The organism is Candidatus Rickettsiella isopodorum, assembly GCF_001881495.1.
GTDB lineage: Bacteria > Pseudomonadota > Gammaproteobacteria > Diplorickettsiales > Diplorickettsiaceae > Aquirickettsiella > Aquirickettsiella isopodorum.
In genome coordinates this window covers 20,395-34,711 of sequence record NZ_LUKY01000031.1, presented here as the reverse complement: position 1 = coordinate 34,711, position 14,317 = coordinate 20,395, and the positions used below count along the sequence as shown (strand labels likewise).

Below are 14,317 nucleotides of genomic sequence, written 5' to 3'. Positions count from 1 at the left end.
ATCGAGTAAAAAAAAGGCGCTTAATGCGCCTTTTTTTGTTAAGAACTCTAAACAGCCGCTTTGAGTTTTTTTAATGGTTTTATTTTTACCACTTTTCGCGCAGGTTTTGCTTTGAAAGTAGTCGGTTCACCGGTAAATGGATTAATCCCTTTACGTGCTTTAGTTGCTGATTTTTTTACAACAGTGATTTTATACATGCCAGGATGTGCAAAAGCACAGCCGGCTTTTACATGCGCATGCATAATCATCTGTAGAGTTTCTAAAACCTCAGCAACTTTTTTCTTAGGTAATTCAGTACTTTCTACTAAACATTGGAGCAATTCAGTTTTAGTAAAAGACTTTTTCACAGCCGCTAGTTTTTTACTAGCCGATGTTACTTTAGTTTTTTTACGTGCTTTAGTGACTGGGGACTTTTTTTTAGCTAACTTTTTAGCCATGGTTCATATTCCTCTAAATATATAAGGAGTAAACAGAAGGTTAGGATTATATAAAATAGCATATTTCTAGTTTTTTGCTAGAGGCCCTTATAAATATTTTATGTTTATTCGTTATATATAAGAAACACTCTTTCATACATGTTGTAAAATTTGCACGACTATTTCGATAAAAATTAATAAAATGATCACAAATTCTAAGATACTGGAATAACGGTGTTGTAATTGGCTATTTAACATCTCTAAAATTTCATGCGCGACATCCAGTTTATGATTCAAAGCCGCTACTCTTTTTGGGATGTCTAAAAATTTTTCAGTCATTTCATAATAAGATTCGAGATTCGAATAACGCCAAAAATATTCAGGTACATCTAAATACTCGCTACTCAGATTGACTGAGCTTCGTGTCAAGAAAATTTCACCGATGCGTTTAGAAATTTCGGAACGTGATAGAGAAATTTTGCCATAGCGGGCTAATTCTTTAGGAAAATGGCTATTCGCAAGAACCGTTTTATTCACTGATTCTTCATACGATTCTAATTTTATGGATTGTGCTAAACCATAAGAAATAGCCAGTTTAATTTGCACATTATCTGATTCATTCTTTTCTAAAGTAATGACATCGACGTTAAAGCGTTGATGAGGAAAAAGCCGCGTTTCTTTGTCGAGATAATAAATAAAGAGATCCATTTCGATTTTTTCTAACGGATCGATAGAAAAAGGCTTAATATCCTCGATTAATTTTTTCTCTTGTTTTTTACTGAGATTCCAAGTAACAAAACAACCATGATTAAAGAAAAAGATATCAATAGGTTTATCCTGCTTAGTCACATACAGGACATTACGAAATAATTTGGCAATATAACGCTTAGTACGAAAAAATTCCGCGAGTAGACTTAATTTATAATTAGCTGCTGTACAAAAAGAAACACAACGCATAAATGTTCACTGTCGTATTAAGATAGATTGACTACCCATGATCTTGATTCTTCACCTTGAATTTTTGTCTGTAGGCGCTCAACTCGCAATTCCCTGTATATTAATACACTCCGATAATCATTTTCGCGGTACTTGCCAAAAATTACATTGCAGTGAGTATATAACAGATCACGTATTTTTTTTGTTTTTTTGACGACGCTGCGGTGCAACATGCTCTAAAGGTGTCGTAGGATATCCGATAACTTGCGGTATTCCACTTTCTCGTAAACTAATGCGCTCAACCGATTGCCACTGAATTTTAGCAGCTTTTGAGTTATTTGCTGCTCGAAGCAGTTTTTTCGCCGTTAGTCGATTAAATAAGGGTTGTTTTTGCAATGGTACGTGCGCTTCTAAAAAAAGTCTATGTTTTTCCCAACCGAATTTATAAGGTAAATCGATAATCGTGACTTTTTCTTTACGTGCCACTTGTGCAAATAAACTTTCTATATCTTCTGGAAAAAGCCGAATACATCCTGCGCTACTGCGCCGCCCGACGCCTTGCGAGTCATTGGTACCGTGAATTAAATACGTGGCCTGTTTAAGCCGCATGGCATAACCTCCTAATGGATTATCCGGACCAGGCGGAACTTTTACGGGTAAATAGACACCCTCTTTCGCGCGATCCTTACGTATTGATTCGGGCACTGTCCAAATAGGATTACGCATTTTTTCAGCAATCCATGAAGGACCTAAAGGAGTATCCCATCCCTCACGACCTATTCCAACAGGGTAAGTGATTACCACATGACGATGTGGTGGATAATAATAAATACGTAATTCAGCTAAATTAATGACTAAACCTTGCCGCTTAGGCGGTAAAATAAAACGGCTTGGAATAACGATAATGCTCCCCGGCTCTGGATGCTCAGGATTTATCATTGGATTTGCTTCTACCAATTCAAAATAACCCATATCATAACGCCGACCAATTTTATTAAATGTATCACCGGGTAATGCTTGCGTCCATTGCACATGCCCGACGATATCCTCTCCATGAGGAGGTAACACAAACGTTAATGCCGAAACTGGTGTAACAAAACTCAAAAAGAAAAAAAACCCTATGACCAAACACATCGCTCGTTTTTTAAAACTTTTAAACTTTGCAATAGAAATAGAGAGTGTTGACATAATTATCAATAAAAAAAGCTGCTTTTCTTAAAACTTGGGTATTGTACATCGAATTAGTGATTACGCAAACGCAGCACCTAGCCAAAAATCGACACGCTTATCCTAAACAAACCCGTTTTTTATCTCTAGTTTAACGTAAGTTTGGAGATTTTATTCTATACTACAGCTATTTACTTTTACTAGGCTGCGATTATGCTCGCAATAAGCAAACACCGTCCACGATTTTCATTACAAAAAATATCGCAGTTTTTTCGAGTGGATAAACCTTTGTTAATCGGTTTACTCAGTCTAGTCTGCATCGGTTTAATTATACTTTATAGTGCGAGTAATCAAAATTTAGTCATTATCGGCAAACAAGCATTGCGGATGATAATTGCTTTTTCTGCCATGTTGATGCTAGCGCAAATCTCACCGTCTGTTTATCGTGCTTGGGCGCCTTGGGTATTTATTTTTAGCTTTGGCTTACTTCTTGCGGTATTAATTTTAGGCGTTGTCGGTAAAGGGGCTCAACGCTGGTTGAATCTAGGACTATTAAAATTCCAACCTTCTGAGCTGATGAAATTATCGGTACCTATGATGTTAGCCTGGTATTTACATGATAAATCATTGCCGCCTTCTTTTTTCGATTTATTCATCGCGCTCATTATAATCGCAGTCCCTACCTTATTAGTGATTAAGCAACCGGATTTAGGAACGGCCTTATTAATTGTTGCATCAGGTTTTAGCGTTATTTTATTATCGGGCGTGAGTGGCCGTTGGTTGTTACTCGGAGGCTTACTCATGTTGATCATCGCTCCGCTTGGTTGGCATTTTATGCACGAATACCAAAAATTACGTGTACTCACCTTCTTGAATCCAGAAAGAGATCCACTCGGTGCCGGATATCACATCATTCAATCAAAAATTGCCATTGGTGCGGGTGGACTTTTTGGCAAAGGTTGGCTGCATGGCACACAATCCCATTTACAATTTTTACCTGAACATACCACCGATTTTATCTTTGCCGTTTGTGGTGAAGAATTTGGCTTATTCGGAGGTATCGTACTCTTGAGCCTTTATCTCTGGATCGCTGCACGGGGACTTTATATCAGTATGAAAGCCCAAGATACTTTTTCGCGTTTACTGGGTGGAGGATTAAGTTTAAGTTTTTTTATTGCCGCCTTCGTTAACATCGGGATGGTCAGCGGATTATTACCTGTAGTGGGGATACCATTACCTTTGATTAGTTATGGTGGAACATCATTAATTACTTTAATCGCAGGTTTTGGTATTCTAATGTCTATCCAAACACATAGAAAACTAGTCGGTAACTAAGGAAAGCAACATGATGAAGAACAAAAGATCGCGTGGTCACTTACTTGCTTTGCTGTTATTAGTTACACTGTCTCTGACTTCTTGTACCGCTTATGCCAACAAACCCGATGTACGGTTATTTATTGATAAAATGGTGGAAAAATACCATTTTGATCGTAAACAACTGCAACAACTCTTCAATACCGTCAAATCAAATCGCTCAATTATTAGTTCTTTTATTTCACCTAAAGAACGTTTAACCTGGTCAGAATATCGACCTATTTTTGTCACGACGAAAAGAGCGAAAATGGGCGTAAAATTTTGGGACGCGCATGCTAAAACCTTAGCTGAGGCAGAAAAACGCTATGGCGTTCCCGCGTCGATTATCGTTGCCATTCTAGGTGTCGAAACTCGCTATGGCGAGGTCACTGGTAAATACCGCGTCATTGATTCGCTGAGTACTTTAAGTTTCAATCATACGCGCCGATCGAATTTTTTCAAACACCAACTCGAGCAGTTTTTATTACTGAGTCGAGAAAATCCCGTTATAAATCCAAAAGTCACTAAAGGTTCTTACGCAGGCGCTATCGGAAAAGTACAATTTATGCCGAGCAACTACCGCCATCTCTCGGTAGATGCCACTCATAAAGGTTATAGTGATCTCATCAATAACTCCGATGACGCTATTCTTAGTATTGCCAATTACTTAAAATCCTTTGGTTGGATCAAAAATAATCCTATCGCTATTCCAGCGCGATTTTCACCCACAGCGCTACTCCACTTACCTAAGTCGCAAGAGAATTTCACCGTAAAAGATTTTGAAAAGTATCACATTTACGCTAAAAAAAAGATACCTTCATACCTTAAGACCTTTTTGATTGTACTACCACTCAAGCAGGGTAATGAATACTGGTTGGGATTTAATGACTTTCAAACCATTAAACACTATAATTCCAGCTCACTTTATGCAATGGCGGTTTTTCAATTAAGCGAATTAATCCATCATCTCCATCAACAAGAGCACCCACGCCATGTTAATAAAAAATAATGCTAAGCAAGGACGCTTATTTTTTAGAATTATTTCTGGACTTACTTTCTGCTTACTGACACTGTCTCTAGGGGCTTGTTCCTCCACCTCCAGTAGTACTAATTATCGTTACCATCTAAGACAAGATAAAGCACCTTGTTTTAGAATCAATACTCATCGGATTCCTAATGCGATACCTAAAGCAGAACCTTTAAGTAAACGAGGTAACCCAAAATCCTATGTGGTTTTCGGACGTCGTTACTATGTCATGAAAAACGCTAAAGGATATCATGCACGAGGGATTGCCTCCTGGTATGGTATGAAATTTCATGATTTTAAAACCTCAAATGGTGAAATTTACAATGTAGCCGGCATGACTGCAGCCCATAAAACGCTGCCATTACCCACCTATTTACAAGTGACTAATCTCCGTAATGGAAAAAAAATCATTGTCAAAGTCAATGACAGGGGTCCATTTGTTAATAATCGTTTGCTCGATCTTTCTTATGCGGCGGCAAAAAAATTGGATATGATCGGCAGAGGCACCGCACCGGTTTCCATCGTTGCCATTACACCGGGTATTACACGTTTAGCGGCAAATTCTAAATCCCTACACAAAAAAAAGTATCCTGGTTATTATCCAGAAAAAAAACAAGCCCCTTATATTCAATTAGGATTGTTTAAACAACGCGCATCGGCACAAAAACTCGCCTTGTTAGTTAAACAATGGACTCGCTCTCCGGTCAATGTAAAAACCACTTTTATACATAAACGCCATTATTACCAAGTCGTCATTGGACCTTTACGTAATAGCAAGAGTTCACAACAACTCACGCATAAACTGCAACTTGCTGGATTGAGTCATCGTTACAAAGCGCTTAAGCCCTGACAATCTACGCTTCACACTTGAATGTATGCCATTTAAAAAAACTTATCATTTTCTACTTTTTTTCAGTGGAGTCATTCTACTTGGGATCCTATTGATACTTAACTTTATTTATCCGTTAACACTGGGAAAAACTAATATTCTCTATAGTGACTTTGGAAAATTCTATCATTCTCAGCAACTTTTTATCCAAGGAAAAAATATCTACACACCGATTTATTTTGTAAAAAATAAACTAAATAGCGATTCACCTACTATCCAAACTAAACCGACACACTCCAAACTCATTAAATTAGGTGGCAATTTAAATCCACCTTTTTTTACACTCATGAGCTTTCCGTTAGCCTACCTTAGCTACCCCCATGCTTTAGTGTTGTGGACCTCACTCTCGATAATCGCTGGCGCGTTAGGAATTTTATTATTGCAACAAAAACTTGATCGACAGACTTTTTCGGCATCCTCTGGATTATTGTTGTTAATCGCCTTATTTAGTTATTTTCCTAGTTTTGTGAGCTTACAATTTGGTCAAGTCAGTTTATTGTTGCTTCCGCTATTAGTATTAGGGTGGTGTGCCGCGCGTGATAAAAAAATTATCCGCGCTGCTATTCTTTTAGGTTTAGCAAGCAGTTTAAAACCTTTTATTGGTTTATTTTTATTTTATTTTCTGATGCGTAAAGAATGGCGCGGCTTATGTGCATTTTTGGTCACATTACTCAGTTGTGGCTTAATTGCAGCATTTTTTTTAGGGCTAGAGAGTTATGTCGCTTATTACCATGCCTGTCAACAAATAAAATGGGCCGCTTCCAGTTGGAATGTCTCATTTTATGGTTTTTTATTGCGCTTAGGGGGTGGCATAGAAAGTAATGTTGCTCTGTTCGCTGTCCCTGGACTCGTTATCTATCTTTATCCTTTCGTTACTGGATTATTTTTTCTTGCCATCATTCGATTTTTACGGCCATCGGTTGATATGCCTACTAAACTAAAAGTGGATCTTGATTTCTCAGTCCTCATTGTCGGCATGTTATTGCTTTCCCCCTTGGGTTGGATATATTATTTTCCTTTATTGAGTATTCCGATGTTAATTTTATGGCAATTAGCAAAAAAAGGGGTTTATCCTATCGCTTTGCCTCTATTTTTAATGGCCTGCATTTTTTTTAGTAATATCCCAATTAGTTTATTTGATAGTGCTCAAATCAATACGACCAATGTGCTGCGCATATTTTTAGTTTCCTCACTTTACTTTTTAGTTTTGATTAGTTTAATTGGCTTAATATTTTGGCTGCGTTATCGTTTAACAAGGAATTTTGAATTATACTCACAACAAAAGAGTATACATTTTGAAAGAATACCCCCAGCCCTGTTATTATTAATCGGTATCGTGGTTTTTTTACCCTCCTACCGAGGGATAGGCAAAGCCACTGTTGATTGGATACTTCACAGTACACACTATAGCCAGCAATACTCAACCATTGCTCATCATCAGGATTAAATTATGTTGATCTACCCTTCGATAAATCCGATTGCCTTTAGCCTAGGACCACTCAAGGTTCATTGGTATGGCCTTATGTATGCCGTTGGATTTATAGGTGCTTGGTTACTGGCCATTTATCGCATTAAAAAACCGAATAGCGGTTGGACTATCGATCAAGTCAGTGATCTGCTTTTTTACACCGCGCTGGGTGTTATTTTAGGTGGCCGCGTCGGCTATATGTTGTTTTATGATTTACCTAATTTTCTAAGTCATCCTTGGATTGTTTTTCAAGTTTGGCAAGGCGGTATGTCATTTCATGGCGGTCTTTTAGGTGTTTTATGCGCTTTCTATTTATTTAGTCGAAAAACAGGAAAACACTTTTTTGATATTACCGATTTTGCCGCTCCTCTCGTCCCAATAGGATTAGGTGCGGGTCGGATTGGTAATTTTATCAATGGTGAATTATGGGGCCGAGTCACTAATGTGCATTGGGGGATGGTTTTCCCACGTGCTGGCGGCCTACCGAGACATCCCTCACAACTTTATGAGTTCTTTTTTGAGGGCGTCGTATTATTCGTTATCCTCTGGGTTTATTCGAGTAAAAAAAGACCGCGCATGGCCGTTTCAGCCTGGTTTTCCCTTCTATATGGTATTTTCCGTTTTGGACTGGAATTTTTCCGCCAACCGGATCCACAATTAGGTTTCCTTGCTGACAATTGGTTAACCATGGGTCAATTACTATCTATTCCAATGATCCTGTTCGGTTTATTTTTGTTATACAAAATACATAGCAACCCAATGAGAGCGTAATTAAAATTTAATTTCGAGGAGAAATACACCCAATAAAAAAGAATTATTAGATGTATTGCTGGTTATTTCATTGACACACAATCGAATGATTTTGCCGTTCCTAAATTGGACTGATTATCATCTTTCGATTGGTGCTTAGGGAAAAAAGATGCAAAGCTTTGACTTCTACAAAGCTTAGGTTTTGCTAAAAAAGACTCTTCATTTTTGGCTTTGGTACTCTGTGAAGCTTGAGGAAAAACACCCAATTCTTTTACGAGCTTTTCCAATTCTTCTTGCAATTGAACACTCTGATCTTCAAGAAAGTGTAGATAGTTTCTATCGCTTAATTTAACTTCTTTCAAAGCTAAAATTTTTTCTTTTAATTCATCTATTACCTTTTCCAAATTTTTGTTTTTTTCTTCTAAATCCTTTCTCTCATCATTCAATAACTCTGTTTTTTGTTGTAAATTTTCTTCAGACCTCGCTAATCCCTCTATTTTTTCAGAGAGTAATTCTTCTTTTTGGGATAGTATTTCTTCCCTTCTTGCAACGCTTTTTTCTCGTTCAATAATCCCTTCATTTGCAAGACCTTCTAATTGCGAATTGATCAGCTTCTTTTCAAATTCTACAAGCACCTTACTCAAAGACGTTCTAAAATCGACATCCACACTATTTTCAACATAAGACTTCTTGTTTAATGAAGTTTTAATATGTTTCACTGAATCAGCCAGTGAACTGCTTTCGGGATTAAATTTATAGATGGATTTATTGGATAATTGACGAAACCAGTAACCTATTAGCTGGCACCAATAAGCGATTCTCGAAGCATGATCAAAATATTCAGGCCTATTTTCCTTTTGAGATAAATTTTGTGTTAAAAAATAGCGTAATAAATCACTTTCTGAATACTTTTCGATAATACAAGTGGCTATAAAAGATAAGACTTCTTGGTATTTTTCATTATCTTTCTCATCACTACTATTAAAATAATTATATTTAAAAATCTCCGCAAACTCTTCTTCACCTATTTTACTGAGATCCCTAAATAATTGTTTAGTTTGTTTTAGAAGTTGATGGCGTTGGCTAAAGTCGCTTAGGGTAAGCTTGTCAATTTCAATGAAAAATACATCTAAAATACGGCTAGCTTGAGGATGAAGGCTGGTAATCTTGGACATAAACACCTCATGTATTATTAACTCTTTCGGAACAGCGAATCAATTAATCCCACTTAAATAATAGCAAGTAAAACTTAAGTAAAAATTAAAGTGTCGAAAAGTTTGAAAATTAACGCGGTAAAAGCGTTATTTTTGGATAATTTCCTAGACTTTAGGTTTAAATCTAGCCAAAATGGTAGAAACCTCTGTCAAATATAAATTTTTCATCTCATGCCCATCGTTCATTATTATTCCAAAGCTTTTTTTTCAGAAAGCAAAATTCTACTAGTTTTATCTATTCCGCTGATTATGAGCGGTATTATCGAAACATCAGTCGGTTTTTTTTCAAATATATTTCTGGCTCATCTTGGTGCAACAAGTCTAGCGGCTGGGGCCTTAGTGAACTGGGTATTCACGACATTAATGGTAATTATTTGGGGCACACTGTCAGCGATCACCACGTTAGTTGCTCGGTATTATGGTGCAAAAAAAAATGCTGAGATATCCTATGTATTTTACGCTGGCCTATTACTTGCTATCGTTTTAATGTTGCCGGCCATGCTATTATTATGGAATCTTTCTCCGCTATTTTTATTTTTTGGCCAAGCACCTGAAACAGTTAAATTGGCCCAATTTTATCTCCATGGTCTTACGTGGGCAATCATTCCTGATTTTATTATTACTGTATTGTTACAATTTGTTGCCGGTTTAGGCCGAACCAAAACCAATTTAACCTTTAGTTTGCTATTTGTTCCACTCAGTATCTTTTTCAACTATAGTTTGATGTTCGGAAAATTTGGCTTTCCTGATTTAGGTATTGCTGGAATTGGTTGGGGGGCTGCAATGACTTTTTGGATCATCACGCTAGGATTTAGTGTCTATTTTTGCTTAAATAAAAGTTATCGCATTTATTTTAAAATTCCTCGCTGGAAAAAAATAGTTCCGCGACTCTATGAAATTTTTCAAGTCGGCTTACCGATGGGTTTAACCTATTTTTTCGAAGTCGGTTTTTTTCTAGCCATGAGTTTATTGATGGGCCGCATTAGTGCAGATACACTGAGTGCCAATCAGATTACGCTACAATTTTTTTGGCTATTTTCGATAGTGACGTTTGCATTGGCTCAGGGTATTACTATTCGCGTCGGTCATAGTGTGGGTCAAAATGATAAAAAAGCAGTGAATAACTCGACGTATGTCGGTATTTTTTATGCCAGTGCTTTTATGTTTTTGGTTGCAATAATTTATTGGGTTTTTCCAGAAAAACTGATAGCCATTGATTTTAATTTACATGATCCGAATAATGCGGTAATTGTGCGTTTAGCAAAAGAATTTTTAGCCTTAGCCGCTTTGGTACAACTCTTTGAAGCCCCTCGCTTTGCTCTATTTGGTGCACTGCGTGGTTTGAAAGATACACGATTTACTTTGTTGACTTCTATTTTAGTATTTTGGATCATTGCTTTACCCTTAGGGGTTATCGCGTTATCTTATGGTTTTGCTGGCTATGGTATTTGGTGGGCAACCCTCTTAGCTGAAATCATCGGTATATTTTTATTGGTATGGCAATACCGTCGTAAAGTAAAAGAGTACCTTTTTGAACCCAACCATCAGACCCGTTACATTAAAAAAACCACAGGTTAACATTATGTCTCAACTCAATCCACGTCCTATCTTATTACTCATATTGGATGGCTGGGGTTATCGGACAAAAAAAGAACATAATGCCATTGCCATGGCGAATACACCGCATTGGGACCAACTGATGCAAACCTGTCCACACACACTGTTGGATGCATCCGGTTTGGCCGTAGGCTTACCGGCCGGTCAAATGGGTAATTCAGAAGTGGGTCATCTCACTATGGGTGCCGGCCGAGTACTCTATCAAGATTTAAGCCGCATTAATAAAAACATAGAAACAAGAGAATTTTTTAAAAATCCTTGTTTGCTAGCAGGATTTAAAAAAATCCAAACCAGTCAAAAATCAGTACATATCATAGGACTTTTATCACCAGGGGGTATCCATAGTCATGAACAACATTGGTATGCCTTACTTGAATTAGCTGCTAAACAAGGGATTAAATCGTGTTATCTGCATCCTTTTCTCGATGGCCGCGATACATCGCCAAAAAGTGCTGCCATATTCCTAAAACATCTCGAAAAAAAATGTGCACTATTGGATAGGGGTAAAATTGCCAGTCTAATGGGTCGTTATTACGCGATGGATAGAGATAAACGCTGGGAACGTACGCAAGTAGCTTATGATTGTTTAACTTTAGGTGAGGCACGTTACAATGCCACTACCGCTTTACAAGGTTTGCAACTGGCCTATGATCGAGGTGAAAGTGATGAATTCGTTTCGCCTACTATGATACACGATGCAGATAAACCCCCGGTAAAAATTCAAGATGGCGATCTAGTTATTTTTATGAATTTTCGCGCAGATCGCGCACGCCAATTGAGCCATGCTTTTCTTGATACGCAGTTTTCAGGTTTTGATCGACACACACAACCCCATTTAGCGGGATTTATTTCTTTAACGGAATATGCAAGCGATATTCCCAGTCAAATTGCTTTTCCGCAACAAACTTTACGTCATGGTTTAGGTGAATATCTCGCTCAACATCATTTGAAGCAATTACGCATTGCAGAAACTGAAAAATATGCCCATGTCACCTTCTTTTTTAATGGTGGAAATGAAGTTCCTGCAAAAAATGAAACCCGCGTTTTAATCCCTTCAAAAAAAGTAAGTACTTACGATCTCACTCCGGATATGAGTGCTGTCGAAATTACGCAACATCTGCTAGAGGCTATTAAAGAAAAAAAATATGATGTTATTATATGTAATTTTGCGAATCCTGATATGCTAGGACATACTGGAAATTTATCGGCGACTTTACAAGGGATACGCTGTATTGATGACTGTATTGGAAAAATTAGCATGTACTTGCAAGAATATGGTGGCGAAGCCATTATTACCGCTGATCATGGTAATGCTGAATGCATGTTTGATGAAAAGACTCAACAAGCTCATACGGCTCACACGAATGAACCCGTCCCATTTATCTATATCGGTCGACCTGCGAAAATAAATCCAGTCAAACATCCGAGCTTGGCAGATATCGCCCCTACTCTTTTAACCTTACTCAATTTACACAAACCAAAAGAAATGACCGGCCAAAGCTTACTCACACTGCAATAATTTAGGTTTCACTACTTCGTTCATTGCTCAATAAAATAGCTATTTCTTTGCCTCTCTTCTCGCAAATTCATCAAAGTGAATTACACTATAAATAGAATAGACAAGAAAATGGGCCAATTGAGGCACGTACTACGCTGATTTTCGGAAGAGTAAATTTTTTGTACAAATACTAAATAAAAGGATAAGCTCGTATGAAATTAAAACCGTTATTTTTTTTCTTCCTCACCTGTTCCTTATTAGGTTTTAGTATCTCACTTTTTTCAAGTCAACCCAAAACGCCCTCTTTTCCGGAAGATAAACTTTCTCAAGATGTGTTACGTTTTAATCGTGAATTAGAAATTATCAAAAATGAATATGTCCAAAAGACTTCAGAACATGAGCTTCTACAAAATGCGATGCAAGGCATGGTGAGTGGACTCGATCCACATTCTAGTTTTTTAGATGCCGACGATTTAAAAGATTTACACACCGCTACAACCGGTGAATTCAGTGGTTTAGGCCTTGAGGTAGGTATGGAAGAAGGCTTATTACGTGTAATAACACCGATTGATGATGGGCCTGCACAAAAAGCGGGTATTAAACCAGGAGATTGGATAATACGTATTAATAACACCCCTATTCAAGGCCTGAGTTTACGCGAAGCGGTAAGAAAAATGCGTGGTCAAAAAGGCAGTTCCATACAATTGATGTTAGTCCGACGCGGTCTACATAAACCGCTCTTAGTTAATTTAAAACGGAGTATTATCCATATCCAAAGCATCAAGGGACGCTTGTTAGAGCCTGATTATGCTTATATTCGGATTAATAGTTTTCAGGCCAGCACACGTCATGATTTAGATCGCATGATCGCAAAATTAAAACACCAACAAAAAACACCGCTCAAGGGTTTAGTATTGGATTTAAGAAATAATCCCGGAGGATTATTAACTTCTGCTGCAGATGTCACTAATGCTTTTCTTGATGCTAAGCAAATGCTCTACAACCAAGTAATCGTCTACACGCAAGGCCAATCATCCGAAGCCAATATGAAAATTACTGCCAAACCGAATGATCAAATCTACGCTGGTAGATTAATTGTTTTAATCAATCAAGGGAGCGCATCCGGAGCCGAAATCGTTGCTGGAGCATTACAAGATAACAAACGCGCCGTTATTTTAGGAACAAAAAGCTTTGGGAAAGGATCTGTACAAACAGTTATTCCGTTGGATGAGACCACTGCACTTAAATTAACCACTGCATTATATTACACCCCTTCGGGTCGTTCGATTCAAGCGTCAGGTATTTCTCCTGATATCACATTGGATGAGTTAAAGATAAATTCCTTAGCTGAAAATCCTGCTGAACCTATCTATCTCCATGAATCCGAGTTAAAAGGCCATTTAAAAAATGGCAATGGTAATGACAAAACTATTTTTTCATCCACAACTGACAACAATAATTTAGTGAAAAATGATTATCAATTATTTGAAGCATTAAATTTATTAAAAAGCATGACATTATTACAAACTACAAAAAATATCCCATAAAAATCTTAAAACTATCCGATCATTGGAAAGAATTAAATTTAAAAAATCATCCTGATTATTTTCAATAAAATATAGTTTATCCAACTAGATTATCTTGCATTCTTTTTATTTTTCATTTATAATTTCTTTGTTTGATAAGCGCCGATTTGAGCTACAGCTTGCTGGCGCTATATTAAGTTTAGCTAAAGCGTCATAAAAACCACCGAAGCTTTAGCCGGTGGTTTTTTTTCGCTACTTATTTTTAGTCGTTAGAGCAACTAAGAGTGAATTGTCATGGATGACTATTGTTGTGACTTTAAAGATTTCATATCTATTCAGCACGCCTCACAAGCGCTGCTTTTATTCTACTTATTTTTGCCGCCTATAATTAGCCTGTTTTAATGCATTAGAGTTTCTCTCTAACATTAAAACAGGCTTTCCAGATTATTTAACATT

General features: G+C 37.3%; 12 protein-coding genes. 8 read left to right on the top strand and 4 right to left on the bottom strand.

Features of this window, described 5'->3' with window-relative positions:
* Positions 1–47: 47 nt before the first annotated feature.
* The 3 genes from A1D18_RS01940 to A1D18_RS01930 all read right to left on the bottom strand — a co-directional run bounded on the left by A1D18_RS01940 (position 48) and on the right by A1D18_RS01930 (position 2,540).
* Positions 48–437, bottom strand: a complete 390-nt coding sequence (locus A1D18_RS01940; protein WP_071662144.1) for an HU family DNA-binding protein — start codon at positions 435–437, stop codon at positions 48–50.
* Positions 438–569: 132 nt separating this feature from the next.
* Entirely contained in the window at positions 570–1,373 is an 804-nt protein-coding gene (locus A1D18_RS01935; RefSeq protein ID WP_071662143.1) for an RMD1 family protein, read from the bottom strand.
* A 168-nt stretch (positions 1,374–1,541) separates the two neighbouring features.
* Entirely contained in the window at positions 1,542–2,540 is a 999-nt protein-coding gene (locus tag A1D18_RS01930) for a L,D-transpeptidase family protein (RefSeq protein ID WP_071662142.1), read from the bottom strand.
* A 192-nt stretch (positions 2,541–2,732) separates the two neighbouring features.
* On the opposite strand from A1D18_RS01930, the gene rodA reads away from it, so the two are divergent.
* From rodA to lgt, 5 genes are read left to right on the top strand one after another with little or no spacing between them, the layout of a single operon-like run.
* Positions 2,733–3,854: a rod shape-determining protein RodA gene (gene rodA, locus A1D18_RS01925; RefSeq protein WP_071662141.1), complete on the top strand. Its 1,122-nt coding sequence runs from the start codon at positions 2,733–2,735 to the stop codon at positions 3,852–3,854.
* A gap of 10 nt (positions 3,855–3,864) precedes the next feature.
* Positions 3,865–4,881 carry a lytic murein transglycosylase B gene (mltB, locus tag A1D18_RS01920; RefSeq protein ID WP_084028694.1) on the top strand — a complete coding sequence of 339 codons (1,017 nt, stop codon included), beginning with the start codon at positions 3,865–3,867 and terminating at the stop codon, positions 4,879–4,881.
* Positions 4,865–5,749 (top strand): septal ring lytic transglycosylase RlpA family protein, encoded by an 885-nt coding sequence (locus A1D18_RS01915; protein ID WP_071662139.1) that lies wholly within the window; start codon positions 4,865–4,867, stop codon positions 5,747–5,749. The genes mltB and A1D18_RS01915 overlap by 17 nt, the downstream gene beginning before the upstream one ends.
* A gap of 25 nt (positions 5,750–5,774) precedes the next feature.
* Positions 5,775–7,235, top strand: a complete 1,461-nt coding sequence (locus A1D18_RS01910) for a glycosyltransferase family 87 protein (RefSeq protein ID WP_071662138.1) — start codon at positions 5,775–5,777, stop codon at positions 7,233–7,235.
* Between the two features lie 3 nt (positions 7,236–7,238).
* Entirely contained in the window at positions 7,239–8,027 is a 789-nt protein-coding gene (lgt, locus tag A1D18_RS01905) for a prolipoprotein diacylglyceryl transferase (RefSeq protein ID WP_071662137.1), read from the top strand.
* 62 nt (positions 8,028–8,089) lie between these two features.
* On the opposite strand, the gene A1D18_RS01900 is transcribed toward lgt, so the two are convergent.
* On the bottom strand, positions 8,090–9,181 hold the full coding sequence (locus A1D18_RS01900; protein ID WP_071662136.1) for a hypothetical protein: 1,092 nt from the start codon (positions 9,179–9,181) through the stop codon (positions 8,090–8,092).
* 210 nt (positions 9,182–9,391) lie between these two features.
* Here A1D18_RS01900 and A1D18_RS01895 point away from each other — a divergent pair, with 210 nt between their 5' ends.
* The 3 genes from A1D18_RS01895 to A1D18_RS01885 all read left to right on the top strand — a co-directional run bounded on the left by A1D18_RS01895 (position 9,392) and on the right by A1D18_RS01885 (position 13,882).
* On the top strand, positions 9,392–10,798 hold the full coding sequence (locus A1D18_RS01895) for an MATE family efflux transporter (protein ID WP_071662135.1): 1,407 nt from the start codon (positions 9,392–9,394) through the stop codon (positions 10,796–10,798).
* Between the two features lie 4 nt (positions 10,799–10,802).
* Complete coding sequence (gene gpmI / locus A1D18_RS01890; protein ID WP_071662134.1) at positions 10,803–12,356, top strand: 2,3-bisphosphoglycerate-independent phosphoglycerate mutase; 1,554 nt, start codon at positions 10,803–10,805, stop codon at positions 12,354–12,356.
* A 191-nt stretch (positions 12,357–12,547) separates the two neighbouring features.
* The gene (locus tag A1D18_RS01885) at positions 12,548–13,882 is read left to right on the top strand and encodes a S41 family peptidase (protein ID WP_071662133.1); all 1,335 of its coding nucleotides are present in this window, start codon (positions 12,548–12,550) and stop codon (positions 13,880–13,882) included.
* Positions 13,883–14,317 lie beyond the last annotated feature (435 nt).

Excerpts from the sequence above, each read along its gene's own strand:
- A1D18_RS01940 (WP_071662144.1), bottom strand. The coding sequence starts at position 437 with ATGGCTAAAAAGTTAGCTAAAAAAAAGTCCCCAGTCACTAAAGCACGT.
- A1D18_RS01935 (WP_071662143.1), bottom strand. The coding sequence starts at position 1,373 with ATGCGTTGTGTTTCTTTTTGTACAGCAGCTAATTATAAATTAAGTCTA.
- A1D18_RS01930 (WP_071662142.1), bottom strand. The coding sequence starts at position 2,540 with ATGTCAACACTCTCTATTTCTATTGCAAAGTTTAAAAGTTTTAAAAAA.
- rodA (WP_071662141.1), top strand. The coding sequence starts at position 2,733 with ATGCTCGCAATAAGCAAACACCGTCCACGATTTTCATTACAAAAAATA.
- mltB (WP_084028694.1), top strand. The coding sequence starts at position 3,865 with ATGATGAAGAACAAAAGATCGCGTGGTCACTTACTTGCTTTGCTGTTA.
- A1D18_RS01915 (WP_071662139.1), top strand. The coding sequence starts at position 4,865 with ATGTTAATAAAAAATAATGCTAAGCAAGGACGCTTATTTTTTAGAATT.
- A1D18_RS01910 (WP_071662138.1), top strand. The coding sequence starts at position 5,775 with ATGCCATTTAAAAAAACTTATCATTTTCTACTTTTTTTCAGTGGAGTC.
- lgt (WP_071662137.1), top strand. The coding sequence starts at position 7,239 with ATGTTGATCTACCCTTCGATAAATCCGATTGCCTTTAGCCTAGGACCA.
- A1D18_RS01900 (WP_071662136.1), bottom strand. The coding sequence starts at position 9,181 with ATGTCCAAGATTACCAGCCTTCATCCTCAAGCTAGCCGTATTTTAGAT.
- A1D18_RS01895 (WP_071662135.1), top strand. The coding sequence starts at position 9,392 with ATGCCCATCGTTCATTATTATTCCAAAGCTTTTTTTTCAGAAAGCAAA.
- gpmI (WP_071662134.1), top strand. The coding sequence starts at position 10,803 with ATGTCTCAACTCAATCCACGTCCTATCTTATTACTCATATTGGATGGC.
- A1D18_RS01885 (WP_071662133.1), top strand. The coding sequence starts at position 12,548 with ATGAAATTAAAACCGTTATTTTTTTTCTTCCTCACCTGTTCCTTATTA.